The sequence below is a fragment of the Actinoplanes sandaracinus genome, assembly GCF_030009775.1.
Classification (GTDB): Bacteria; Actinomycetota; Actinomycetes; order Mycobacteriales; family Micromonosporaceae; genus Actinoplanes; species Actinoplanes sandaracinus.
Genome location: NZ_JASCTH010000029.1, coordinates 1,823 through 24,832 on the forward strand (window position 1 = coordinate 1,823; position 23,010 = coordinate 24,832).

The 23,010-nt window shown below is 68.5% G+C and carries 17 protein-coding genes, 24 tRNA genes and 1 pseudogene; 34 read left to right on the forward strand and 8 right to left on the reverse strand.

Annotated features, from left to right (window positions below; translation table 11 throughout):
- Positions 1–422: 422 nt before the first annotated feature.
- From QLQ12_RS35635 to QLQ12_RS35650, 4 genes are all read right to left on the reverse strand, one after another.
- Positions 423–968 (reverse strand): hypothetical protein, encoded by a 546-nt coding sequence (locus tag QLQ12_RS35635; protein WP_282765212.1) that lies wholly within the window; start codon positions 966–968, stop codon positions 423–425.
- A gap of 22 nt (positions 969–990) precedes the next feature.
- Positions 991–1,395: a hypothetical protein gene (locus QLQ12_RS35640; protein WP_282765213.1), complete on the reverse strand. Its 405-nt coding sequence runs from the start codon at positions 1,393–1,395 to the stop codon at positions 991–993.
- Positions 1,392–1,775 carry a hypothetical protein gene (locus QLQ12_RS35645; RefSeq protein WP_282765214.1) on the reverse strand — a complete coding sequence of 128 codons (384 nt, stop codon included), beginning with the start codon at positions 1,773–1,775 and terminating at the stop codon, positions 1,392–1,394. The genes QLQ12_RS35640 and QLQ12_RS35645 overlap by 4 nt, the downstream gene beginning before the upstream one ends.
- 746 nt (positions 1,776–2,521) lie before the next feature.
- On the reverse strand, positions 2,522–3,742 hold the full coding sequence (locus QLQ12_RS35650; RefSeq protein ID WP_282765215.1) for an MFS transporter: 1,221 nt from the start codon (positions 3,740–3,742) through the stop codon (positions 2,522–2,524).
- Positions 3,743–3,797: 55 nt separating this feature from the next.
- Here QLQ12_RS35650 and QLQ12_RS35655 point away from each other — a divergent pair, with 55 nt between their 5' ends.
- The gene (locus tag QLQ12_RS35655) at positions 3,798–4,772 is read left to right on the forward strand and encodes an ArsR/SmtB family transcription factor (RefSeq protein ID WP_282765216.1); all 975 of its coding nucleotides are present in this window, start codon (positions 3,798–3,800) and stop codon (positions 4,770–4,772) included.
- A gap of 142 nt (positions 4,773–4,914) precedes the next feature.
- Here the strand turns inward: QLQ12_RS35655 and QLQ12_RS35660 are convergent, their stop codons facing one another.
- Positions 4,915–5,346 (reverse strand): hypothetical protein, encoded by a 432-nt coding sequence (locus QLQ12_RS35660; RefSeq protein WP_282765217.1) that lies wholly within the window; start codon positions 5,344–5,346, stop codon positions 4,915–4,917.
- 984 nt (positions 5,347–6,330) lie between these two features.
- Here QLQ12_RS35660 and QLQ12_RS35665 point away from each other — a divergent pair.
- The 30 genes and pseudogenes from QLQ12_RS35665 to QLQ12_RS35810 all read left to right on the forward strand — a co-directional run bounded on the left by QLQ12_RS35665 (position 6,331) and on the right by QLQ12_RS35810 (position 14,776).
- Positions 6,331–6,404 (forward strand) — tRNA-Trp (locus QLQ12_RS35665).
- A gap of 216 nt (positions 6,405–6,620) precedes the next feature.
- Positions 6,621–6,692 (forward strand) — tRNA-Ala (locus tag QLQ12_RS35670).
- A gap of 152 nt (positions 6,693–6,844) precedes the next feature.
- A tRNA-Glu gene (locus QLQ12_RS35675) sits at positions 6,845–6,918 on the forward strand.
- Positions 6,919–6,932: 14 nt separating this feature from the next.
- Positions 6,933–7,005 (forward strand) — tRNA-Gly (locus tag QLQ12_RS35680).
- Positions 7,006–7,124: 119 nt separating this feature from the next.
- A tRNA-Gln gene (locus tag QLQ12_RS35685) sits at positions 7,125–7,195 on the forward strand.
- A gap of 9 nt (positions 7,196–7,204) precedes the next feature.
- Positions 7,205–7,277, forward strand: a tRNA-Leu gene (locus QLQ12_RS35690).
- A gap of 107 nt (positions 7,278–7,384) precedes the next feature.
- Positions 7,385–7,456: transfer RNA gene (locus QLQ12_RS35695), tRNA-Gly, on the forward strand.
- Positions 7,457–7,504: 48 nt separating this feature from the next.
- A pseudogene (locus QLQ12_RS35700) lies at positions 7,505–7,669 on the forward strand (HNH endonuclease); the annotation flags it as partial.
- Between the two features lie 4 nt (positions 7,670–7,673).
- Positions 7,674–7,746 (forward strand) — tRNA-Gln (locus QLQ12_RS35705).
- 5 nt (positions 7,747–7,751) lie between these two features.
- Positions 7,752–7,825 (forward strand) — tRNA-Leu (locus QLQ12_RS35710).
- A 7-nt stretch (positions 7,826–7,832) separates the two neighbouring features.
- Positions 7,833–7,905, forward strand: a tRNA-Thr gene (locus QLQ12_RS35715).
- Between the two features lie 4 nt (positions 7,906–7,909).
- Positions 7,910–7,982 (forward strand) — tRNA-Thr (locus tag QLQ12_RS35720).
- Between the two features lie 138 nt (positions 7,983–8,120).
- A tRNA-Leu gene (locus tag QLQ12_RS35725) sits at positions 8,121–8,195 on the forward strand.
- Between the two features lie 14 nt (positions 8,196–8,209).
- Positions 8,210–8,284: transfer RNA gene (locus QLQ12_RS35730), tRNA-Ala, on the forward strand.
- 116 nt (positions 8,285–8,400) lie between these two features.
- A tRNA-Ser gene (locus tag QLQ12_RS35735) sits at positions 8,401–8,488 on the forward strand.
- A 4-nt stretch (positions 8,489–8,492) separates the two neighbouring features.
- Positions 8,493–8,567, forward strand: a tRNA-Lys gene (locus QLQ12_RS35740).
- A 6-nt stretch (positions 8,568–8,573) separates the two neighbouring features.
- A tRNA-Thr gene (locus QLQ12_RS35745) sits at positions 8,574–8,647 on the forward strand.
- A 6-nt stretch (positions 8,648–8,653) separates the two neighbouring features.
- A tRNA-Lys gene (locus tag QLQ12_RS35750) sits at positions 8,654–8,726 on the forward strand.
- A gap of 1 nt (position 8,727) precedes the next feature.
- A tRNA-Met gene (locus tag QLQ12_RS35755) sits at positions 8,728–8,802 on the forward strand.
- Positions 8,803–8,804: 2 nt separating this feature from the next.
- Positions 8,805–8,877: transfer RNA gene (locus QLQ12_RS35760), tRNA-Val, on the forward strand.
- A gap of 18 nt (positions 8,878–8,895) precedes the next feature.
- Positions 8,896–8,969, forward strand: a tRNA-Glu gene (locus QLQ12_RS35765).
- Positions 8,970–9,177: 208 nt separating this feature from the next.
- Positions 9,178–9,250 (forward strand) — tRNA-Asn (locus tag QLQ12_RS35770).
- 9 nt (positions 9,251–9,259) lie between these two features.
- Positions 9,260–9,342: transfer RNA gene (locus QLQ12_RS35775), tRNA-OTHER, on the forward strand.
- A 58-nt stretch (positions 9,343–9,400) separates the two neighbouring features.
- A tRNA-His gene (locus QLQ12_RS35780) sits at positions 9,401–9,475 on the forward strand.
- A gap of 5 nt (positions 9,476–9,480) precedes the next feature.
- Positions 9,481–9,562 (forward strand) — tRNA-Tyr (locus tag QLQ12_RS35785).
- A 54-nt stretch (positions 9,563–9,616) separates the two neighbouring features.
- A complete protein-coding gene (locus tag QLQ12_RS35790) occupies positions 9,617–10,093 on the forward strand; it encodes a macro domain-containing protein (RefSeq protein WP_282765218.1) in 477 nt (158 codons plus the stop codon).
- Positions 10,094–10,125: 32 nt separating this feature from the next.
- Positions 10,126–10,653, forward strand: coding sequence for an HAD domain-containing protein (locus QLQ12_RS35795; RefSeq protein WP_282765219.1), 528 nt, complete (start codon positions 10,126–10,128; stop codon positions 10,651–10,653).
- A 444-nt stretch (positions 10,654–11,097) separates the two neighbouring features.
- Positions 11,098–13,065 carry a methyl-accepting chemotaxis protein gene (locus QLQ12_RS35800; protein WP_282765220.1) on the forward strand — a complete coding sequence of 656 codons (1,968 nt, stop codon included), beginning with the start codon at positions 11,098–11,100 and terminating at the stop codon, positions 13,063–13,065.
- Between the two features lie 94 nt (positions 13,066–13,159).
- On the forward strand, positions 13,160–13,735 hold the full coding sequence (locus QLQ12_RS35805; RefSeq protein WP_282765221.1) for a signal peptidase II: 576 nt from the start codon (positions 13,160–13,162) through the stop codon (positions 13,733–13,735).
- 45 nt (positions 13,736–13,780) lie between these two features.
- Positions 13,781–14,776 (forward strand): SEC-C domain-containing protein, encoded by a 996-nt coding sequence (locus QLQ12_RS35810; RefSeq protein ID WP_282765222.1) that lies wholly within the window; start codon positions 13,781–13,783, stop codon positions 14,774–14,776.
- A 32-nt stretch (positions 14,777–14,808) separates the two neighbouring features.
- Here QLQ12_RS35810 and QLQ12_RS35815 read toward each other — a convergent pair whose 3' ends face one another.
- Complete coding sequence (locus QLQ12_RS35815) at positions 14,809–16,203, reverse strand: family 43 glycosylhydrolase (RefSeq protein WP_282765223.1); 1,395 nt, start codon at positions 16,201–16,203, stop codon at positions 14,809–14,811.
- A 140-nt stretch (positions 16,204–16,343) separates the two neighbouring features.
- On the reverse strand, positions 16,344–17,468 hold the full coding sequence (locus tag QLQ12_RS35820; protein ID WP_282765224.1) for a peptidoglycan recognition protein family protein: 1,125 nt from the start codon (positions 17,466–17,468) through the stop codon (positions 16,344–16,346).
- A gap of 98 nt (positions 17,469–17,566) precedes the next feature.
- On the opposite strand from QLQ12_RS35820, the gene QLQ12_RS35825 reads away from it, so the two are divergent.
- The 3 genes from QLQ12_RS35825 to QLQ12_RS35835 all read left to right on the forward strand — a co-directional run bounded on the left by QLQ12_RS35825 (position 17,567) and on the right by QLQ12_RS35835 (position 20,321).
- Positions 17,567–18,904, forward strand: coding sequence for a serine/threonine-protein kinase (locus tag QLQ12_RS35825; RefSeq protein ID WP_282765225.1), 1,338 nt, complete (start codon positions 17,567–17,569; stop codon positions 18,902–18,904).
- Between the two features lie 109 nt (positions 18,905–19,013).
- Entirely contained in the window at positions 19,014–19,862 is an 849-nt protein-coding gene (locus QLQ12_RS35830; RefSeq protein ID WP_282765226.1) for an ATP-binding protein, read from the forward strand.
- Positions 19,863–19,922: 60 nt separating this feature from the next.
- Positions 19,923–20,321, forward strand: coding sequence for a DUF6855 family protein (locus QLQ12_RS35835; protein ID WP_282765227.1), 399 nt, complete (start codon positions 19,923–19,925; stop codon positions 20,319–20,321).
- A 140-nt stretch (positions 20,322–20,461) separates the two neighbouring features.
- Here QLQ12_RS35835 and QLQ12_RS35840 read toward each other — a convergent pair whose 3' ends face one another.
- Entirely contained in the window at positions 20,462–21,970 is a 1,509-nt protein-coding gene (locus tag QLQ12_RS35840) for a glycosyltransferase family 2 protein (RefSeq protein WP_282765228.1), read from the reverse strand.
- Positions 21,971–23,010 lie beyond the last annotated feature (1,040 nt).

Genomic DNA, 23,010 nt, shown 5'->3' on the forward strand with positions numbered 1-23,010 from the left:
CCCACCCCGAACCTCCACGGACAGCGCGGGGGGTTGGGCGTCCGGGTGCCGCCGAACCGAACGGCTATTGGGGCCGAGACGGCCGTCCTTCGGGCCGAAAGCCGGCCGGAAGGCGACGCCCCGGCAGCTGCTGGCCTTGGGAGTCACTCAAACGCCGGACGACGGGGGTGTCATCGGCGTGAAAGCTGGCTTTCACTGGAGGTATGGGCCGTACTCCGCAGAGACGCATGACCACTGGCGACGTCCATCGGGGCCTCCGCCAGCTGATCACCTCCATCGCACGCAGTCCGAACGCGCGAGGCCGTGGGGACCGCATTTTTAAGCTGACCACCTGATCAATTGCAAGATCAGCTTAAGGATCTCGATGAGGCTGGCTCATTTCCGGACGACTGTGGCCCGGTGCCGGCGTCGGAACGCACCGGTCAAAGGTTGCCGCTCATCGCGCTCACTTGGTCTTCGATCGCTTTAACGCTCATCCGAGTGGAGTCGTGAGCGGTCGACGGGTCGGACGACAGGACGGTGTACTCCGTGATCGCCGCTGTTCCGATACCCAGACGGATTCCGACTCGGATCCGGCCGGTGGGAGACTTCCTCTCGTCCACGTGCTCGCAGAACGCCCCGGTGAAGTTTTTCATGTGATATTTGGCGTGGTAGTTGAGTTCGATTGTGCCCTGGTACGCGAAGCCTTCCATCTTCCCTTTGACTGTCGCGGCGTCGATGGCGCCGTCCACCCACCGCTCATGGCCCCGGCAGATCTCCACTTTGACAGTGTTGAAAGGATCCTTGATCGTTTTGCGACTGACGTCGTCCTCGTGTCTGTCGAACGCCCGCCCTGTGAGATATCGGGCAATTCTGTCGCTGGTGATCTGAGCGATCGGGTCGTCCGCCCGAGCCGGAGCCCCTTGTAGAATGACGGTTACCGCGACACAGGCGGCCAGAGAATTAGTCAGTACAGGGCGCAAAGGCATGGCATTTTCCTTTTCATTCGCTCTACCAAACGCACCGAATGTCGCCGGCTGCCTCGGGAAACCGCACACAATCGATCAACCCGATTTTTTCATCCAGGGTTTCGCCCATCAAGCGCGCTGCGAACGGCTCCGCAGATTTCCGGCAGTTCTGGATGTCGGCGACCAGTCCGCTGCCGGTGTCGCGCCAAGCGCTGTGGTCGCACCGTAGAATCGCTTCACGAAACTCCGGAGTGATCTCGGCGGCGACCGCTGAGATGTCACCGTCCGTAGCTGTGGCCTTTCCCTGAACGACCGCATTCCACTGAATCATCAGCATCTTAAGGTTTTCGCAGCAAGAACTCTGGCCGGCGGGTGCTGCTGCTGCAGGAAAAGGACCGGCCGTCATCATCGCCGCCAGCGTGACCCCGGCCAGTGCTCGCCCTCTCATGGGTTTGGCTTCATGAGAACAATTCGAATGATCTGGCTCCGTGCTCTGTCGCCGCTCAGAAGAACGTCGACCGGCTTGCGGAAGGTCATAGCTGCCAGCGCAACTGCGAGAACCTGATCCGAACCGTTCTTGCTGTCATACCAGCCGCGCTCGACCTTTCCACTTGGATCTTCCAGCATAACCCCGACAGTTCCTGTATCGGTCATCGGTCCGGCGCCCTGTACCTCGCAAGAGCGGCAATACACTTCAACCTCCGCTGAAGCGCCGGAATTTACCGCCGAAGCCGGCTCGCCGAACCCGACAGAGAATGCGGTCACGGCTGTGATCGCCGACCATAGAATTCGGTGCCGCCGAGACGGTGATACATCCAGCAGGCTCATGATTTCATCCCCCGAGGCCTCGCAGTGCAGTATTCGAGGCGACACTAACCGGCCACAGCGATCCGAGGGGCCGATATCGAGTGACCGTCCCACGTTAGCGTGGAGGTCAAACCTTGAGGAATAGAAGTTCATGGCTGACACGAGGCGACGGCTTTGGCGCGAGTTTCAGGAGGGCCGGAACCCGGTGCTGGCCCCGCTGAGACCTTGTCGCTGTTCGCGTGCAGGGGCGCGGCGGCCTCTCTGCCGGACTCCGAGCCGCGCCGGACGGCTGCGGGACCAGCAACAGCCAGCCCCGGGCACCGCGCTTCGCACCGCTCATTTCGCGAGCGTAGAACCGGCTCTAACTTGAAGTAGAGAGACAGGCACTTACCTTGTGATTTAACCTGTGGCGCGACTCGGTGCTCTGCCTGCCGCCGGGCGGTCCGCTGTTACGCCTGGCCGGTGACCAGGATGAACCTAGCCGTGGCGGGTAGCGCGCCGCCGGTCTGAGAGCCCAGTGGAGTGTCGGAGGTCGGGACGGCGGAGGTTTACGTACACGTGCTGGCCAAGCCCTCGTCCCGCCGGGGTTCCTGAACCTCTGCCCTGCCCTGAGCGGTGGTGCCGCTACGCGGTGATACGAGGCCTTCGAGCAGCAACGCCCACGCCGAAGTGTCACTACCCACCCGGGTGGTACGTGACGGAGCGCTACAGCCAACCACGGCATAGGGTGCGCTCGCACAGTATCCGCTTTTGCCGCAAGACCGTCCTCACCATCGGCGCGAGCTGACCGTCTCCTCCGGGCTATGCGCGAGTTGCGGCATCCGCCGCCGAGCGCTCAGTGCCCGGGTGCCGGCGCCGGCGGCGAGGAACACGCCGCCGAGTAGTAGCCACCCGGGTAGGCCGAGTCCGATGGCTGTCGACGTGATGACGAGCGGGGCCGCAGCCTGGCCCATGGCCTCACCGGCCTGGCTGACGCCCTGGTAGGCGCCGGAGTTGGCCGGATCGGCCCATTCGAAGGCCAGTTCCCAGCCGCCGGTCTCGGAGAGGATCTCGCCGAGGCTGTGCGCCACGACCGCCGCCACCAGCAACGCGACGGCGAACCCGGCATCGCTCGGGTATCCGGCGGCCGCGTAGCAGAGACAAGCCGCCAGCAGCAGGACCGTACCGTGAAAGACCGCCCGCCCGGCCGACGGCACGTTGCCGACTAACCGGGTTGACCAGACCTGGAGGAGCGAGACCAGGCCGGTGTTCAGCAACAACAGCAACGCGACAGTGACGTCCGGCGCGGCGGTGTGGCCGGTCACCCACAGCGGCATCCCGACGGTGAGCAGCAGGGACTGCACACTCACCACGGCGTGCAGCGCGGTCGCGGTGAGATACCGGCGGTCTTTCAGCGGTGACCGGCCGCCCCGTGCCGGCCGGTCACCGCCGCCCCCTACGAGAGTGGGCAGAGCCCGCAAAGGCACAAGAGCGACCAGAGTGAGTACGGCCGCCGCCAGCACCGCCGCCAGATAAGCGGACCGGCTGCCCACCGCCAGCGCCACGGCGGCAAGGCCGGATCCGGCCGCAATGGACACGTTGTCCACGACCCGCAGCCAGGCCCGCACCCCGACCCGGTCCGGGCCGGTGAACGCTCGAGCCAGCAGCGCGACGTGAGCGGTCCGCTGCACACTCTCGGCGCCCACCGCCACGCAGGCGACCAGCACGAACGTGCCAGCGTCGCGGGTCAGGCAGTACGCCGCGAGTGCCCCGCCCTGCGCCGTGGCCGCGACGATCAACACCCGCCGCGGCCCGAATCGATCGCAGAGCCGCCCGGATGCGAACGCCGTCACCACTGCCCCGGCCCCGGCGATGGTGAGGCCCAGCCCGACGGTCGCTGGGCTGATCCCGGCCACCGTGGTGAAGAACAGCGCGCTGACGCTGAACATCACTCCCTTGGCTGTCGAGGTGGCCACGGTGGCCCAGGTCAGGACTTGTTTCACAGGCACGGGCACAGTTCACCCGCCGCGGCCGCAGGACACGATTGATGTAGCGTTATGCTTCATGTCGGTGCGATACAAGCTCGTCGGCCCCGACCTGGCGAGCGTCCGGTTCGCCGTCTCGCCTCTCAACGAGCTGATTCTGTCGCTGCGTAGCTGGCGCGATCCCGGCCGCTACCCGATCCACCTGCCGTGGATTCGCCGCATGCAGCAAGCCCGCGACGCTCTCGACACCGAGATGCTGCTGGCCCTCATCGACGAGCGAACGTGGACCCCCGACTTCCTGAGCCCGCCGCCACGCTCACCGCTGACCCGCATCGAGGACGAACTCACCACGATCGCGGCCACCCCGCTCGACGTGGTCCACCGGGACCTGCGCCTGATCTACCGCTCCGACGAGCGCATCCCACCGCCACTTCGCGAGCCGGGCGCGCTCTCCCGCGTGGTCACCGCCCTGGCCGGCTACTGGGACCGGTGCTTCGCCGCCCACTGGCCCCGGATGCGCGCCCTGCTGGAGGGCGACGTCACGCACCGCGGGCGCGAGATCGCCCAGCACGGCCTGGCCACGATGTTCGCCGGCCTGTCCGACCGGGTCACCATGACAGGCGACACCGTGGAGGTACGCCTGCACTCCAACGTCCACTACACCCGCCCGACCCTGGGCGGCCTCACCCTGGTCCCGACCATGTGGACCCCTGCGGTGGCGGCCCCCATCTCCCCCGATAAGCCCCCGATGATCATCTACCTGGCCCGGGGTTCCGGCACCCTGTGGCAGCCCGAGCCCCTACCCGCCCCGGGAGCCCTGGCCGCCCTGCTCGGCGCCCACCGGGCCGGCCTGCTCGCCCGCATGGACACCCCCGCGTCCTCCACCGAACTCGCGACCCGCCTCGGCGTCACCACCACCGCGGTGAACCAGCACCTACGCGCTCTGCGCGCAGGCGGCCTCCTGGTCAGCGCCCGCCACGGCCGTTCGGTCCTCTACCGCCGCTCCGATCTGGGCGACCGCCTCCTGACCGGATCAGAGAATCCGCAGCGATGATCCGGGGTGTTTGGCCGCGATGACTCCGCCGGTTTGCTGTGCTGCGAGGAACGCCGGCTGGGCGTCTGCGGGTGGTCGACGGTGCAGGGCTCTTGGCGACGAGAGCCCTGCAGCTACGACGAGCAACCGCCGTAGACGATGGTCACGGTGTAGGAGGAGCCACCTCAGGGGCCGGTGTCCCAGCCGTGCGACGTCGCAGCTCGCGCAGCTGACCTAACGCGACGGCCAGCTCGTCGCGTGGCCACTTGTTCTCCTTATCGAGGCGTTGGTTGCGGGCACTTAGTGCCCGCACCACCTGCTCGTGAGAGGCGGTGGTGATCTGCTGCGCGGCCGGCGCCGGTATCCGCTGGCTGGGACCGCGTCTCGCGGCGATGTCGCGCAATCGGGCCAGCAGCTCGTGCTGGGCCGCTTCATACAGAAATGTCCGCGAGACGCCTGCTGCCGCGGCGATCGCGGCGACGCTGACCCGCCCAGCACCGGACTGGAGCTGGTCCAGCACGGCGTTGACCCGGGCGGTGCACTCGACGTGACCGCGCTCGGCTGCGTTGAGGGCCGGCCTCACGAATAGCTTCACGGACTTCAGCCGGTGGAATCTGGCGGTTGCGGAAAGCGTGTGCTGGGAACCGTTCGGCCTCGGCGAGGCGCCGATCGTGGTCGAGCATGCTCCGCCGCTTGCGGCAGGGTGCCGACAGCGCGCTTGTGGACCTTCGCGCCGGCTCGGCCGTTTCGGCGATGGCGTCAGCGGTCTGAGTCAGGGCCTCGAACATGTCGGGCGGTTTGCTGTCCATGACGATCGTCTGCTCGCGTATCCGGCGACATCTAGCAGTTCAGCCGGGCTCAGCGGCCAGCTGGGTGATCATGCTGGCGGCGGCTGGCGCGGCCAGGCCTCGGCGGCGTGGGCCGCCATGGAGAGCGGGCCGTCCTCGCCGACCTCGGCCGCGAGTCGCCGCAGTCGCGGCAGGCGACGGTGTCGCCGCCCCGGGTCAGCCCGGCCAGCGCCTCCACCCGGTCACCAGGGCCGGGGTCGTCACGGCCCGCGACGAGCAGCTGCCCGCTGACCGGGACGGTTGAAGGCGTAGTCGCGCAGGACGCTCAACACGGTCGCCCGGACCCGGCCGTCCCGGTCTGTGCCACGGAACGCGGCTAAGCGGCCGGATTCAGTGATGTCGCGATCCTAGCCCTGGGATGTAAATAGCTAGTGCGCATTGGGGGTCGTCAGGCAGACTGATCCCAGCGCCGCCGAGGGGGACGAGAAATACCGCTCAGAAAAGCGTTGACGAATGAACTGTGATCGGGCATCGTGGATGGCGACACCGCGCCAATAGTTTCGAGGGGAGTTGAACCGTCATGTCAGGGAAGCCGAGCTGCGCGATCGCCCAATCCCGGGCGTCGTGGTATGGGTTCGCCATGCCCGCCGTGACGGCGAGATTGCACCTGCGAGGTCATGAATCCAGCCGTGACCTGGAGCGGTGGAGCGGGTAGCGCAGCAGTGTCTGTGTCTACGCCGCCCACCTCAGTAGCCGAGGAATGGGCGGTTTTTCGTTCCCGGACATTTATTACGGGTGTAGCTCAACGGTATAGAGCACCGGTCTCCAAAACCGAAGGTTGCAGGTTCGAATCCTGCCGCCCGTGCGTGCCCTGAATGCGTTCAGTGGAATTGTTTTCTGTTAACTCAACAGTGGATGGCATGTATTCAGCAACCCATTTCGGTGGGTCTGCTGGTGATGACCCGGCGCGGCACCGATGTCGTGGTGCCGCGCCGGGATGATCCGGACCGAGGAGACGGCAACCCGCCTACTTCTCCGAGTCGGAGACACCCCGTTCGACTCGGGTGGTCCGGACGCAGATGGGCTTGTGGCGCAGCAGGTAGCGCACCGGTGCGGCATACCGGAGGCGGCGGTTCGAATCCGTCCAGGTCCACGCAGCAGGCGCCGCCCCTGGTTGTGTGGGGGGGCTTGACTCTTGCCTTCCTGGCGTAAGCGGCAGCGCACACGGTTGAAGCCCGTGGGGTCTCCGTTCGACTCGGGGGAAGGCACCACCCGGCCGAGGCACAGCCCCTCCGGCCGGGAGAACGCCCGTGAGGCTGAGGTAGGTAGACCACCGGACTCTCGATCCGGAAGACCGGGTTCAACCCCCGGACGGGCGACGCAACACCAGCATGCGGTCGTGGTGAACTCGGCGGACACGCCGGTCTTCCACACCGGAGAAGCGGGTTCGATGCCCGCCGGCCGCTCTGGTGCAGGGAAGAGGCGGCGGACGCCGCAGTCAACCGGCTGGCACGGTGGCCACCGTGCGGCCTGGGAGCCGCCGGCGTCGAGCGGAAGGCCACCGCCCCTCTTCCCGGCACCTTCTTGGGGGTTCGGCTAACGGCAGGCCGCCGAGCTTTGACCTCGGTCGTGTGGGTTCGAGTCCCGCACCCCCAGCGCCCGTATGCCGCGGTAACCCAACGGCAGAGGTAGCCGGTTCAAGTTCGGCTCAGTGCGGGTTCGACTCCCGCTCGCGGCACGTGTCCTGCCTTCGCTCGACGGGTCGGGTCCCGCGCTGGTACAGGCGGGCAACGCGGGTTCGAGCCCCGCCGAAGGCTCTTCCGAGCGCACCACGCGGTGCGTCTCGCGGCTGTAGCACAACGGTCAGTGCGCCGCCTTGCCATGGCGGAGACCGGGGTTCGACTCCCCGTAGCCGCTCATGTCCAGCAACACCGACGACGAAGAGAGAGGAAGGAGGTGGACCCGGTGACCGCGGTCCTCGTCTTGAACGCTGACCTCGGCCCGCCGCGCCGGGTCACCCTCAAACACACGGTCCGGATGTTGTGCCGCCGGGTCGCCGAGATCCACGACGCCGAACCGGACCGGCTCATCGGTGTCTACCCGATGCCGAAGGTCGTCCGGCTGGCCCGGACGATGGGCGCTGATGTAACCCGGCAACATGGTCGCCTCTGAAGCAGCTCGTCCAGGTTCGAATCCTGGGCTCCCAGCGTCGGCCCTCGTAGCCCAACGGGGAGAGGCAACGGTCTGAGGGACCGTCCCGTGCGCGTTCGAATCGCGTCGAGGACACGTCCATGCCGACGAAGCTCAACAGGTAGAGCAGCCGCCTTGTAAGCGGCAGGCAGCCGGTTCGAGTCCGGCCGTCGGCTCTTCGCCAGCGCAGCACGACGGGTGGTGCGCCGCTTTCGTACAGCGGAGGCAGCCGGTTCGAGCCCGGCCGCTGGCTCGGTGGGTCCGTGACTCGACACGGGAGAGGACGTAGCCGCGGTGGTCTGTGTCCCTCGCGTGCCGGCGACGTACGCGCCGGCTCGTCATCCGGCGGCGAGTGGTGATGCGGGTTCGAGTCCCGCCGGACCCAGACCATGCCCGGGTAGCCCAACCGGCAGGAGGCGCCGCGCTCAAGACGCGGACAGTGCAGGTTCGAATCCTGTTCCGGGTACGCAGCACGTTCTTGGGCCTGTAGCTCCAACTGGTAGAGCAGCGCTTTTGCACAGCGAAGGTTTGTCGGTTCGAATCCGACCGGGTCCACATGTCGACGTAGCTCAGTGGTAGAGCAACCGCCTGTCGATGGCTCGACAAGGTGGACACCGCCACCCGCAGTCCGCACCCCGGACCATGTAACCGAAATACCGCAGTAGTTTCGTGGAGGAGCCAGCCGACAGTAGGCGCCGGCCGCCGTCTCGAAAACGGTTGGGGCTCATGCCCGTGGCGGTTCGACCCCGTCCTCCTCCGCTTCGCGCCGTTAGCTCAGCCTGGTCAGAGCAGGGGCCTCTTAAGCCTCGGGTCCACAGTTCGAATCTGTGACGGCGCACGTCTTCCCCTGGTAGCTCAACGGATCAGAGCAGCGCGGTCGTAACGCGCGGGTCGCGGGTTCGAGTCCTTCCCGGGAGACAGCACGCGCCGTTAGCTCAGTGGGTAGAGCTGCCGCCTTTTAAGCGGAGGGCCGCAGGTTCGAGTCCTGCACGGCGTACTGCGGGGTAGAGCAGTTCGGAGTGCTCGCGGGCCTCATAAGCCCGAGGTCGCCGGTTCGAATCCGGCCCCCGCTCCCGTTCCGTTAGCTCAGCTGGTAGAGCACCGCCTCGACAAGACGGGGGCCCCTGGTTCGAGTCCAGGACGGAACACGCAAGCAGCAGTACCTTGGCGCGGTGGACGAATAGGTAGAGTCACCCGGCTTTCACCCGGGAAGTTGCGGGTTCGAGTCCCGTCCGCGCTGCGCAATGCCCTGGTAGCTCAGTGGATAGAGCGGCCGAAAAACGTTAGCGGTGGCACGGCGGCAGAGTTGCGGATGCACCGGGACCGGGCCTGTGGTGTCGAAGACTACGGGTAGGGAACCTCAGCCCCCGGCAGGGAAGCGCGTTACCTCACCGTCGACTATGGGGACGTGGGTTCGAATCCCACCCAGGGTACGTAACGCATGTCGATCCGGCGTCGCCCAATAGGCAGGGCAGCGGCCTGTTAAGCCGTTCGGTGATGGTTCGAATCCATCCGCCGGAGCAAATATCTGGAGGAGCCGGCTGGCCACGGAAACGCCGCTGGAAACGGCGTACACCCTCGGGGTGTCGTGGGTTCGAATCCCACCTCCTCCGCTCGCGCCGCAGCTCACCTGTAGGTGAGACCTGCCTTGCCGGCAGGCCGGCGCGCATGGTGGCTGTAGCTCATCAGGTCAGAGCGCCAGGCTGTGGACCTGGAGGCGGCACGGTTCGAGTCCGGCCAGTCACCCTCCCGCGGGCGCACCGAAGTTGGAGAATCGGGCCTGGCTGTAAACCAGGCGCTATGGCTGAGGGGGTTCGAATCCCTCCGCCCGCACTCCGCTCGCCGCCCGGCGCCATGATGTCGTACCCGCCGGGCATACTGCCCGCCATGACGCCCTTGACGATCATCAGAGGCGATGCCACCAGCCCGCAGTCCAAGGGTGTGAAGGTCATCGCCCACGTGTGCAACGACATCGGCGGCTGGGGTAAGGGCTTCGTTCTCGCGGTTTCGCGCCGCTGGCCCAAGCCCGAGCGCGACTATCGGGCCTGGCACCGCGGCCGCGCCGGCAACGACTTCGGGCTCGGCGCTGTCCGGCTCGTGCAGGTGCTGCCCGACACGTGGGTCGCGAACATGATCGGCCAACGGGGCATCAAGCGCGGCAGCAGCGGACCACCGATCCGCTACGACGCCGTGCAGCGCTGCCTGACCACCCTCGCCGATCGGGCGACGGAACTCGGGGCCTCGGTGCACATGCCCCGCATCGGGTGCGGGCTCGCCGGCGGACGCTGGGAACGCATCGAACCGCTGATCGCCGACGCCCTGTGCGCCAGGAACATCCCGGTGACCGTCTACGACCACGACTAGCTGCTGCGACGAGCCCGGGAAGGAGGCACAGCATGAACACCGATCATCCTGGGCCGCCGGTGTGGCTGCTCGATGTCGACGGCGTCATCAACGCCAACCGCCCCGGCTGGCACGCCGCACCGCGGCGCTCGATGGTCTACTCCGCGCAGGACCGCTGTGAGTACCGGCTGCGGTGGGCGCCGACCCTGATCCACCGGCTCCGCCGGCTGCACGCCAGCTCCGCCGTGGAGCTGCGCTGGTGCACCACCTGGTGCCCCGAAGCGCACCTGCTCGAGCGGCTCTGGCGACTTCCACCCCTGGCCCGGGCGCTCACCTGCGACCCGGTGCCCAAGGGCACGCACGCTCACCCACTCAAGCTCGACGCCGCTCGGCAAGTCCTCGCCGCCGGCCGGCCGCTGATCTGGACCGACGACGAAGCCGTGCCCACCGACGGCCCCGTCTTCGCGGAGCTGACCGCCCACGGGCAAGCACTTCTGATCGCCCCGTCATCGTCGCGGGGGCTACAGCCGGCCGACCTGGACGCCGTCGAGGCGTTCACCGTCCGGCACGCCCGTCCCTGAGCATCAGGGACGGGCGCCATGCCTTTGTAGCTCAGCGGAATGAACCTGAAGGTCGCCGGTTCGAATCCAGCCGAGGGCACGCACCGCACCGGGCCGCAACACCGTCGATCCGGCCGGTGGCCTCGTGGCGTTCCCGGGGGGAGCGCCCCGCCTGCAAAGCGGGTGACCCAAGGTTCCGCGCGAGGCCTCAACACATGCCATTCACTGTGAGTGACGCAGACGGGCGCAGGATCCCACCTTGCTCCCGTCGCGGCCGGAGATCAGGAGCCTCGTCATCTGGCGACGGTGAAGACTCCGGCTTCACAATCCCGGGAACCCAGGCGAAACCGCCAATCTGAGTCCGAGCTGCCGGGGCCGACCCTAAGATTCAAAGATTGGTTGGCTGAGAATCTGTCGTCGGTTATCTCTAGATGAGCCGGGGGTCCGGTGGCCGGTATCGTCCCGATGGACGTCTTGCACAGCATCCGTACTCGGTTGGTGGCGAGCGTGCTGGCGATTGTGCTGGTCGCCTTCGGCGCTCTGATGGCGATCGCCTCGGTGATGACCCGTGACATGGCGTTACGGCAGGCCGGTGACTACACCGAACAGCTGGCGTTGCGGCAGGCCGGCGTGGTGAGCGGCCAGATCGACGTGGCCGTGCACGCGGCGCAGGAGCTGGCCCGTTCGATGGCGCAACTGAAGAAGTCCGGCATAACCGACCGTGCGGCGATCAGCGCGCTGGTCGAGGCGACCCTCCGCGGGCATCCCGAGTTCTTCGGCATGGCGACCGGCTGGGAGCCCAACGCCTTCGACGGACGTGATCGCCACTTCCGCAACGTCGCGCCCAGCGACGCCACAGGCCGGTTCATCCCCTACTGGTACCGGGACGGCGACGAGCTGAAGAGCGATCCGCTGGTCGACTACGACAAGCCCGGTGCCGGCGACTGGTATCTCAAACCGCGCGAGACCGGCAAGAGCATGGTCGTCGATCCGTACGTCTATCAGGTCGCCGGCGAAGACGTGCTGATGACCACCGCCACCGCCCCGATCATGGTCGACGGCCGATTCCATGGGGTGGTGACGGTAGATTTGGCGCTGGCGGACCTGCGCGCTGCCGTCACCGTGGAGAAGCCGTACGGCACCGGGTATCAGGCCCTGGTGACGGCGGGAGCAGCGGTCGTCGCCCACCCCCAGGAGGACTTGCTCGGCAAGCCGCTACCCGACGCGGGGGACAGGGTGGCCACCGCCGTCGCCGGTGAGCGGCCGGTGCGCTGGGCGGGCGGCGACTCGCACCTGGGGGACACTGCCACCTCGGTTCTGACGGCCGTGCCGCTGGCCACCGGCGACTCATGGGCTTTGCTGGTCGCCGTACCGGAGGACACGATCACCGCGACCGCCGACGACATGCGCAGAAATCTGCTGATCGCCGCGGGGCTGGCATTTCTGGGCGGGGGTGCGGTGGTGTGGTTGCTGGGCACGAGTCTGACTCGGCCGATCCAGCGACTGCGTAACCGGCTGGTCGAGATCGCCGCGGGCGAAAGCGACCTGACGCAGCGCGTGGAGGAGGGCCGCAAGGACGAGATCGGCCAGTTGGGCGCGGCCTTCAACACGTTCACCGACAAGATCGCCACCGTGGTGCGCCAGATCGGCGACCGGGCCGAGCGGCTGACCGGCGCCGCGGTCACCCTCACCACGATCAGTGAGCAACTACGGGGCACCGCCGAAAGCAGCGCCGGCCGCGCGCAGCGGGTCTCCGACGCGGCCGACAAGGTCTCCGACAACATCAACACCATCGCGGCCGGCGCCGACGAGATGAACGCAGCGATCAACGAAATCTCCAACGGCACCACCGAAGCCGCACAGGTGAGCCGCCGCGCCGCCGAAGCGGCTGAGGCCACCACGGCCGGCGTCTCCAAACTCGGCGAATCCTCGACGGAGATCGGCGCGGTGGTAAAGCTGATCACCTCGATCGCTGAGCAGACCAACCTGCTCGCCCTCAACGCCACCATCGAGGCGGCCCGCGCCGGGGAACTGGGCAAGGGCTTCGCGGTCGTGGCGGGCGAGGTGAAACAGCTGGCGCAGGACACCGGCCGGGCCACGGAAGACATCGCCGCCCGGGTCGAGACCATCCAAGCCGACACCGCGGTCGCCGTCGCGGCGATCCAGGAGATCACCCAGGTCGTGGAACGGATCAACGAGCTGCAGACCACGATCGCCAGCGCGGTGGAGGAACAGACCGCGACCACCCAGGAGATGAGCCGCAACGTCGCCGAGGCGGCCAACGGCTCATCGGCGATCGCGGAAACGATCGGCGCGGTCGCCCAATCGGTCCAGGACACGAATGCCGGCAGCAACGCCACCGGCCAGGCAGCCCGAGAGCTGGCGAACCTCGCCACCGAGTTGCAGTCACTGGTCGGCCAGTTCCGGGTCTGACCGTGGCCCCGCGGCCGGTGAGCCCGTAGTCCCAGCCGAAACAACGGCAAGCACCGCGATGTCTGATCGCCGACCCGCCCCCTAGACTGCGGCGGTGAATGGTCGTGAGAGGCGTTCTGCCCATGCGGGGTTCTGGCTGGTAATGGCGTTGGCCGGGGCTGTGGTCGTCGTCGACCAGTTGACCAAGCTCTGGGCTGTGTCGGCGCTCGCCGGGCGGGCGTCCGTCGCGGTCGTCGGTGAGCTGATCCAGCTACGTCTCACCTACAACGCCGGCGCCGCGTTCTCGTTCGCCGAGCGGTTCACCTGGGTTCTCACCCTCATCACCGCCGCCGCGGTGGTCACGATCAGCATCGTCGCTGCGCGAGCCAGGTCGCGCGCCTGGATGGTGTCGTTGGGCTTGATCCTCGGCGGAGCGGCCACACATCTGCTCGACCGCATGTTCCGTGAGCCTGGGCCGGCACGAGGCCATGTCGTCGACTTCATCGACTACTTCGGCTTCTTCGTCGGCAACGTCGCGGACATCTCCCTTGTGGTCGGTGCCGGCCTGGCCGTTCTGCTGCAACTGCGGGGAGTGAGCCTGTCCGGCGCCGCCGAGCCCGCGAGCGGGGCCCAGCCGCCGACGCCGACGCCACGGCGGCAGGCAGAAGGTAGTGACGGGGGAGTTGCGTGATCCCGATCAACAGCGGCCCGAGCCGGCTCGCAGTAGCGTGGCGGCGTGTCCTTGACAGCAGATCTGACCAGCGCTGACCTCAACGAGATCCGGCGGTCCGCACTCGGCGCGGCCGACCCGCTCGGTGTCGCCGCCGATCTGGCGAATGCCGCCGGGTCCGGGCGTCTCGCCGACCCGCGAGACGCGGGCCTCGCGCTGGTGCTCGCCGCGGAGATCGCCGAGAGCCGCACCAAACTCGACGCCGCGCTGCGATATGTGGATGGGGCTCTCGACGCGTACGGCGAACGCGACGACAGCCCGGCCGCTGCGGCGCGGGCGTTGCGGGCGCGGATCCTGTTCCGAGCCGGTCGCGGTGACGAGGCGAACGCCTCGGTCGAGCCGCTGCGCCCGCTGCTCACCCGGTACCCGGACGCGGCGGCCTACGTCACCGCGGCCCTGGCAGCCGGCGATCGCGCCCGCGACGCCGAGAAGTGGCTGACCGAGGCGGTGCAGCAGGTGCTGGCCGATCGCGGCGCCGTGGAACCGGCCGACACCGACGACGCCGACGACGCCGGGGTGCTGTTCTTCCTGCTGCAGCAGCGGCACCGGCTGCGGCACGCGCTCGGCCTGCCGCACGACACGCACGACAATCTCGCCGAGCGGCTGGAGACCAGACTCACCAACGCCGGCGCCCGGTCCGCGGCCGCGCCGGCGGAGGACCTGGTGTTCTGGCAGCGGCCGGAGTTCGACCGGCTGGTGACACAGACCGACGCGTACGGCTCGACGTGGGACGAACACCGGGCGCGGCTGGAGAACGAGCTGGTGCGGCGGGCAGGCGCCGGCCGCACCGACCTGGCGCTGCTGCCGGGCTCAGCCGGCGGCCTGATCGCGCAGGCTGGAGCCGGTGGCGATCCGGTGTCGGCGGAGAACCGGGCCGGGTACGCGCTCACGCTGTCCACCGGCGCCGCACGGATCTCGTGGCCACCGGAGCGGAACGCGGCCTGCTGGTGCGGTTCCGGGTTCAAGTACAAGAAGTGCTGCCTGCCGCGATCCCGCGGCTGACCACCTCGCCACGGCCAGACGCCCCGGCCGGGTCAGGCGATGTCGATGGCGTCGATCTCGGCGAAGTTGGCTCCCTTGCCGTACGAGATGGTGTTGTCTCCGGCTCTGAGGGTCACGGTGCGCTCGGTGACCTGCCAGTTGTCCCAGCCGGTGACGGGGTAGTCCACGGTTCCGGCGGTGGCGCCGTTGACGGCCAGGGTGTGGCCGGCCGCTCCGGCGTCGGAGCCGTTGGCGTAGCGGGTGTAGAGGCGGTAGGTGCCGGCCCGGGGCACGAATACGGTGAAGGTGACCCGGCTGTCGTCGAAGTCGATGCCACCGACGACCGTGCCGTTGCTGGCGCCGCCGGCCGCGTACCGTGCGTTGGCGCGGGTGAAGTCGGCGTCCTCGGCCTCATAGCGGACCTTGGCGCCCTCGACGATGGGCCGGCTGCCGCGCCAATCGAGCCGTTGCGAATACATCGCCCGGTAGGTGAAGTCGGCGTTCCAGCCGTGGAAGACGATCCGGTCCGCACCGTCCGGCCCGACCACGACGTCCTGCCCGCCGGGGCCACGCACGGTGCCGGCGAACGCGTCGGTGGTCATCAGCGGCGCCGGCGCCTTGGTGTACGGCCCGCGCAGGCGCGTCGAGGTGGCGTAGCTGCTCACGTAGCTGCCGTTGCCGAAGAAGTTGGCGGAGTAGAAGAGCACGTACGTGTTGCCGTGCTTCCACAACGTCGGCGCCTCGACGAGCGTGCCCTCGAAAGGCTTGTTCTGTTTGATGAGCGCGGTCTCGGCGCCGGTCCGGCGCAGCCCGTCGGCGCTGACCTGCTGAAGGTGCAGCCAGGTGTCCTGCGCGCAGCAGTTGCCGTCGTTCTTCCACAGGATGTACCGGCGCCCGTTCTCGGTGAACGAGGACGCGTCGATCGCGCCACCGGTCTCCGGGGTGCACACCAGGGCGGTGTCCCGCGGAACGAACGGTCCGCCCGGCGCGTTGGCGGTGGCGGCGCCGATGCACTGCTTGCCGGAGGCGCGGTCGTGGGCCGTGTACCACATGACGAAGCTTCGTGGCCCGGCGGCGAACACCTCCGGCGCCCAGACACCGTGGTCACCGGGCCCGCCAGGCGGGAACGACCAGTCCGGGTCCGCCCATGCGCCCAGTGCCGGCAGCGCGTCGCTCTCGCGCACCGTCCAGTCGACCAGGTCGGTGGAGGTGGCCCACTTGATGTTCCGGCCGTCGCTGTTGGTGGCGTAGGCGTAGTAGGTGCCACCGACCTTCATGATGTCCGGGTCGGCGAAGTTCTCGTCGATGACCGGGCCGGACACGACGGCCGCCGACGACATGGCCGTGGCCGCGACCGTGGCGGTGAGCGGGCCGACGGACAGGGCCAGGGCGGCGGTGACGGCCGTCGCGAGACACCGGAAGCCGAGCCGCGCACGAGGCTGGATCATGGGAGCTCCCCGGGGATCGGTGGAGTCCCATCATGGTCATTCCCCCGGGATTTCTGTCAAGAGAAGCCTGTCGATGAGACTCCGGCGCCCGCGAATGCGGGCGCCGGAGCGTCGCCGGCGGCCGGGGCCGCGGGCACTGCTTACCGCCCGGCCGGCACGGAGATCGACGGCAGGCGGCGGACCAGGGTGCCGACGTCGCGACGGATGGCCGGCAGCAGGGCGTACAACTGATCACCCGGGCAGAGGGTGGCGTCGGCGGCCGGGTTGGCCCGGTTCCAGTCCTGGTGGCCGGCGATGGTGTCGATGGTCGCCTTCACGCCGGACACCGGGTTGACATAGTCGGTCCGGCCCATTGGATCGATCCTGGTGGTGGCGGCGAGCAGGGTCAGGACCAGCTTCAACGAGCGCAGTGCGGCCACGGTGGGCGGAGCCTGCATGAAATTGCCGAGCAGGCAGACACCGATGTTGCCGGCGTTGAAGCCACCCACATGGCTGCCGTTGACCATCATCGGGAGTCCGTCCGCGTTCCGGGCCGGACCGAAGATCGGGATCCGGTCCGGGTCCGAGTAGGTGCCCTCGTAGACCCGCCCGTGGGCGTCGATGAGCAGCTGGTAACCGATGTCGCCCCAGTCCTGGGTGACCGCCTGCTTGTAGTAGATGCCGCGGATGTGCGCGATCGGGTCGGTCTCCGGCACGTCCTCGCCGCTGTGGTGCACGGTGAACGTCTGCACCGGGTAGTACGCCGGTGGGGTGTCCAGGGTGCCGTCCGGGTTGTACCGGTAGGACTCGTCGGCGCCCCACGCCGCTCGGCTCAGGTACCGCGGGCAGAGCTCCGGTGGAGCCGCCACCGGCAACCGGGTCTCCGGAGCGGCCACGGTACGCGCCGGGCCGTCCACCGTGTTGATCTCGACGATGGAGACGGCGTCGCTGCTCACCTCGTAGTCCAGCGCGCCGGCAGCCGGGACCAGCGTATGCGGGCTCGGCTCGGGCCTGTCGGCGCCGCCCGGGCAGCCGGACAGTGCCCGCCACGGCTGCCAGCCGCTCGCGGTGCGCAGCCGCACCGACCCGGCGCCGGCCACGGACAGGTGCGTGAGGGGGATCCGGGGAGTGACCGCCACTCCGGATGGAACGGCGCCCCGCGCGGCGGACAGCGTCTCCGGCACGGTGGCGCCGGCGGCGGCCGCCGGCCGGGTGCCCGCCAGGGCGAGCGGGGCGGTAGCGGCGAGACCGGTGGCGCCGCGCAGCAATGATCGACGAGAAACCATGTCGTCGGACAATAGCGGCGCGTTCTCAGCGTTCGATGCCCGGGTCTCCGACCGCCGCAGAAGTTTGGGTATGCGGTTCATGGGCATCGGCAGGCCTCATGGAGAGCGGTTTTCTGATCGGTGGGCGGTATCGGCTTCGCGAGCGGCTCGGTCATGGAGGCATGTCCGTGGTGTGGCGTGCCGATGACGACGTGCTGGGCCGTGAGGTGGCCGTCAAGGTTCTGTCCGAGCGGCTGGCCGCCGATCCGGCGGTGCTGCGTCAGATTCTCGCCGAGGCGCGGGCCGCGGCGGGCCTGCGGCATTCCATGGTCGTCGAGGTCTACGACTACGGTGAGACGTCGTATCGCGGCCGGGTTCTGCCGTATGTGGTGATGGAACTGGTCGACGGTCGCACGATGGCCGAACTGCTCAGCGGCAACCGGATCCCGTGGCGCCTGGCGGTGCTGATCTGTGCCCAGGTGGCGGCGGCCCTGGCCGCGGCGCATGCCCGGGGTGTCGTGCATCGGGACGTCAAGCCGGGCAACGTGATGGTCACCTCCTCGGGAGTGAAGCTGGTCGACTTCGGGATCTCCGCCGCGGCCGGCGAGCAGGACGGAGCCGACGGTCAACTGCTGGGCACTCCGGCCTACCTGGCGCCGGAGCGCATCGACGGCGGCCCGGTGCGTCCGGAGACCGATGTGTACGCCGTAGGACTTCTGCTTTATCTGAGTCTGGCCGGGCGGATGCCGTGGCAGGCGTCCACCACCACCCAGATGCTCAAGGCCCACTACTACCTCGAGCCGGCGCCGATGCCGGCGGTGCCCGGGCTGCCTTCCGAGGTGGCCCGCCTGGTCCCGCGCTGCCTGGCGAAGAATCCGGATGACCGGCCGGACGCCGCGGAGATCGCCGAGGTGCTCGGCGACATCGCGGGTCTCCCGCCGGCCACCCTTCTGACGGCGGCGGCCGCGACCGAGACGGTCGCAGTTCCCCGGCGGTGGCGCGGTCGTGCCGTTGCCCGGGCCTCGACCCGCGCGGTCCGTGTCCCCGGCGGCCGCAGAACCCTCGCCGCGGCCGGTGTCGCCGCCGCGGTGGCCGCCGCCGGTCTCACGGTGTGGACGGGCGGCGATCCTCGTGTGCCGCCACCGGCGGCCGCCGGCTCGGCGCAGGGCGCCTGCGCCGTTGAACCGGCACCTGGCCAGGGCGACACCGCACAGTCTCCGTCGTCCGCGCTGACCGCGGCCGGGTGCGGGCCGGAGCCGGTCACGCCGTCTCGCTCGGCGGTCGCGCCCGAGGTCGTCCGGCCGGCCACCGCGCCGGTCGTCCGGCCCAATGCGGGAAATGCGGGATCCGCGACGACCGGTTCCCCCGCCACGCCGAAGAACGGGAGCAAGGGCAAGGGGAAGACGAAGACAGAGAGCACGGCGAAGAAGAAGGAGACCAAGGGCAAGAGCTCTTGATCGCTCGTACGGGCGGACCTGCTCGGTCATGTCAGGGCCGGGCGCAGCCGCCGGAGGCGTGGGGCGAGCCTGGCACGTTTCGTCGCTGACGAGCCGGGTAGGTACGGGCATGGATAGCGGTCCATGGTGTGCCTGCGGAGAGTGTGGGGATCCCGCGACGGAGTCGGTCGACGCGTTCGCCGACCTCGACACCGGGGCCGTCGACGTGGCGGTGCGAGGCTGCTGGGGCCGCCGATTGTGGCGGCAGGCGTTTCAGGCGCTGAGCAGGTGCCTGGCAGCGCACCCCACCGGCCTGGTGATCGATCTGCACCACCTCGGCGACCGTCGTGCGTTCAGCGCACCGTTGTGGCTGACCGCCCGCGCGCAGGGCGCCGGAATGCAACCGCCGGTACCCGTTCTGGCCTGCCTCCCGGCGTCGGCGCCCCTGGCGGCCCGCCTCGACCGGCGGGAAACACGCGAGCATGTCCCGATCTTCGCCACGACGTGCCACGCCCATACCGCTCTGACCGGGCGCCGGGAGCCGGCGGACCGGCTGCGGCTGTCGCTGCCGCCACGGTGCGAGGTCGCCGCCGCGGCCGCGCGGCAGGCTGTCGCGGACGTGTGCCGTTCTTGGCATCTGCCCCGCTTGGCGCATCTGGCCCGGCTGGTCGTCTCGGAGTTGGTCGCCAACGCGGTCGAGCACGCCGACCCTCCGATCGAGGTGTGCCTCTCCCGGCTCGGTGCCGCCTCACACAGCTACGGGATGCACCTGGCCGTCTACGACGCCAATCCCCGGATTCCGGCCCGGCCGCGGCCGGACCGAACGCCACCTCCCTCCTGGGATCAGCGCGGTATGGGGCTGCGCGTCGTCGACGCCGCCGCTTTCTCCTGGGGAGCGTTACCGACGCGGACCGGCAAAATGGTGTGGGCCACCCTGCATGACCGGCCGAACCAGATGTTCTCGGCCGGCCGAGCTTGAACGGGCGCATTTCGGCTGATCGGTGTGCTGCCGCGGCCGCTGTCGGCCTACAGTACGGCCATGGTGGGCTCGAAGGATGACCCGTGGGTGCTGCGGACACCGCCTGGATCGTCGCAGTACACGATGTACCGCGACGAGGAAGCCGACCCGCCGGCGCTGGTCTGTCAGGTCGGCGCCACGAGGCTGACGTACCAACTGCGGGCCGTTGAGGATCTTCACGCCTGGCTGCGGGAACAGGGGGAGTGGGTCCCGCTCGGCGCCGCTGACGAGAACAAACCCGCCGCCGATGGCACGGTGGAAGCGTGGGGCCGGTCCGGGGACAATCCGGTCGGCGGTTGGTACGGGCTGCGCAAGGGCTACCGTGGCCGGTTCGGCATGTATCTGCCTCCCCTGCTGGAGGAGCTCGGTCTGGCGGAGCTGACCCACGACGCCCGAAACAACCGGATCCGCGCCGTCTGAGGGCGGCGAGGCCAGGACAGGGACTATCAACGGAATCCGCCCGGGCCTTCACGGGCGGCGCTGCGGTGGGCATACTCGCCGTCCTGCGGCCACCGCGGCCGTGGAAATCGAACCCGTTGCTGGGGCACATCGGTTCGGCGTCAGCTCTTGAGCGAGGCGATGACCATGGACGGGGTCCAGAGCAGCGCGTACACCGCGACCATGGCGAGTGCCGCCGGATCGGGTGCGTCGCGGTAGACGGCGAGGTAGGTGGCGCTCAGCGCGAGCAGGGTCACCAGGTTGAGCGCGCGCATGCCCCGGGCGGCGCGGACCCGTACGGTGCCTTTGCGGCGGTTGGTCTTGGGGGTGACGAACCAGGTCTGGGCGGTGTTGCGGAAGCCTTTGATGTTGGCGATGGCGTAGGTGTGTACCACCGACAGGGCGATCCAGCAGGCGGCCGGAATGTAGACCAGATTGATCCACTCCCGTTTCTTGACCGTGGTCACGATGAGCGGTGCGATGCCGCTGAACAGTGTCAGCAGCGCGACCGGGGCCAGCGCGTACCCGACGATCCGCGCCAGGGCGCCGGGGGCGGGCGTCGCCCAGCCCGCCTCGGCGCCGATGAGGGTGACGGCGACGACGAAGAGACTCCACAGTGCGGAGACCTCGATGCCGAGGGCGGCGGTGTAGTAGGCGTTCTGCCGCAGCAGGCTCAGCTTGGTGCGCAGGCTCAGCCGGGAGCGCAGGACGGGCCGGAAGTACTCCTTGAAGGTGCGGGCCGAGCCGATCGCCCACCGTTCCTGCTGCCGGCGGAAGGCCTTGTAATTCGGCGGGACCTCCCCGACGTTCCCCACGCTCTCCAGATAGACGCCCCGGTAGCCGGCCAGATAGAACCGGTTGGACAGGTCGATGTCCTCGGTGAGATGCCCGGCCTGGAAACCGCCCACGGCGTGGAGCGCCCGCAGGTCGAACATGGCGCAGCAGCCGGTGAACAGGATCATGTCACCGAGTCGCTGGCGGCCCGGCAGATCGGACAGGTAGCAGGCCTCTTCGTTGAGGGCCAGGCAGCGTTGGAAGTGGTCGGTGCGCCCGTAGTGGTAGAGGCGTTTGGTCTGCACGTACCCGATGGCGGGATCGGCGTCGATCACCTCCAGGCAGCGCTCGATCGCGTCGGCCTGCGGGCGCCAGTCGGCGTCGAGCAGGTACATGTGGGAGAAGCCGCGCTGCCGCAGGTATCGCTCCAGGGTGGACAGGTTGCCGGCCTTGAACCCGTCGTTGTCCGCACGGTGGAAGACGACGAACCTGTCGGACTCCCATAGTTCGATGTCGGTGTCGGCGTACCGGGCGTCGTCCACCCGTACGCAGCCGCGTTCGGCGGCGAGGCTGCGCAGCAGGGCGATCGTCTCGGGGTCTTTGGAGTCGTCACCGACGATGATCGTCTTATTCTGGTACGACAGACGCTCACAGGCCGCCACGGTGTCGGCGATCACTTCGCGCTCATTGAACGACACGATGACGACCGCGACCGCGGCGTCGGACCGGGCGGCCGCGGTGGGCGGGCGCCGGCGGGACAGCGCACCGAAGGCGTAGGAATAATTGTAAACGGCAAAGAACCCGAAATATAGAAGCAACAGAATGGGTACGGTCAGGAGCAGCATCGTAATCAGCATTCTACGGAGGATACGTGAGAGCGCTCTCTGCAAATCGACACAATGTGAAGAACTAACGGCTCGTTAAGGTTCTGTGAGCCGATTGAGCGGGCCTGGTGCGCCGTGGTCGTCGGCTGCTGTCGCATCGCGATGGTCGCTGCGGGGCGGCAGCGAGGGGTTGGTGATGGGCAGTTCAGGGGCAATGCCCGGACATTCGGAGCGGGGTGCGGCCCGCGGGAATCCGGGTCGACTCGGGACGCGGTCGGCATCGACGGTCCCGATTGTCGTTCGATGAGTGCCGCGTGACGAAGGACATATAACGTGCTCGATCACGCCGGAGATAGGCGACTCGTATGCCATTGCCCATGCTCCTTCACCCCCGTCTTCGTGGGCCGACTTCGTGCGTGTCACATGGTGCGGGCAGTCGGCGCAGGCCAAGTGGTCGCATAAGCCTGTGCGGTCAAACGCCTGGATTCACGGGGCGTGGCTCGCACAGCATTTGCCGATACGTTAAATCTTGACATTCCGAATTCTTTTTTCTGTCACTCCATCCAACTCCGGCGACGGAAAGACCTCACAGTTCGCCTACGGGCACGGCCTCGGCCTGCCGGGCGTTGCGCACGCCGCGACGGGTGACTGCAGCGTCCTCGCCGTCGCAAGGCGCGGTTCCATCGGTCGGTGGTCGCGCACGGGCGAAGGCGAGCCCCAGTCGCGACCGGCTCCGGGTCAGCCCTGCACGGGCGTACAGCCGAGCATGCCGCCATGGCGGCTTGCGGCCCACGGGTGGCTCCGTGTCATCGGTGGGCGGGGCCGGACCGCGCGAGGTGCAGTATCAGTGGAAAGATCGATATGAACCTTTGGTGACGATGCAGGTGTTTCGCGTTGAACACCCGAAATGGTGGCTTAGGGTGACGTCGACCAGTGGATTCGTGAGTGCCGTTCGACTTGCTGGTGGCGGCGGCCTTAGTCATGTGGTGTGCGCTCAGGCCTGGAGCCCCGGTGCCGACGGTGCCGTGTCAGGCGAGAGGTACGGACGTGACGGGGAACCGTGGATGGGGACA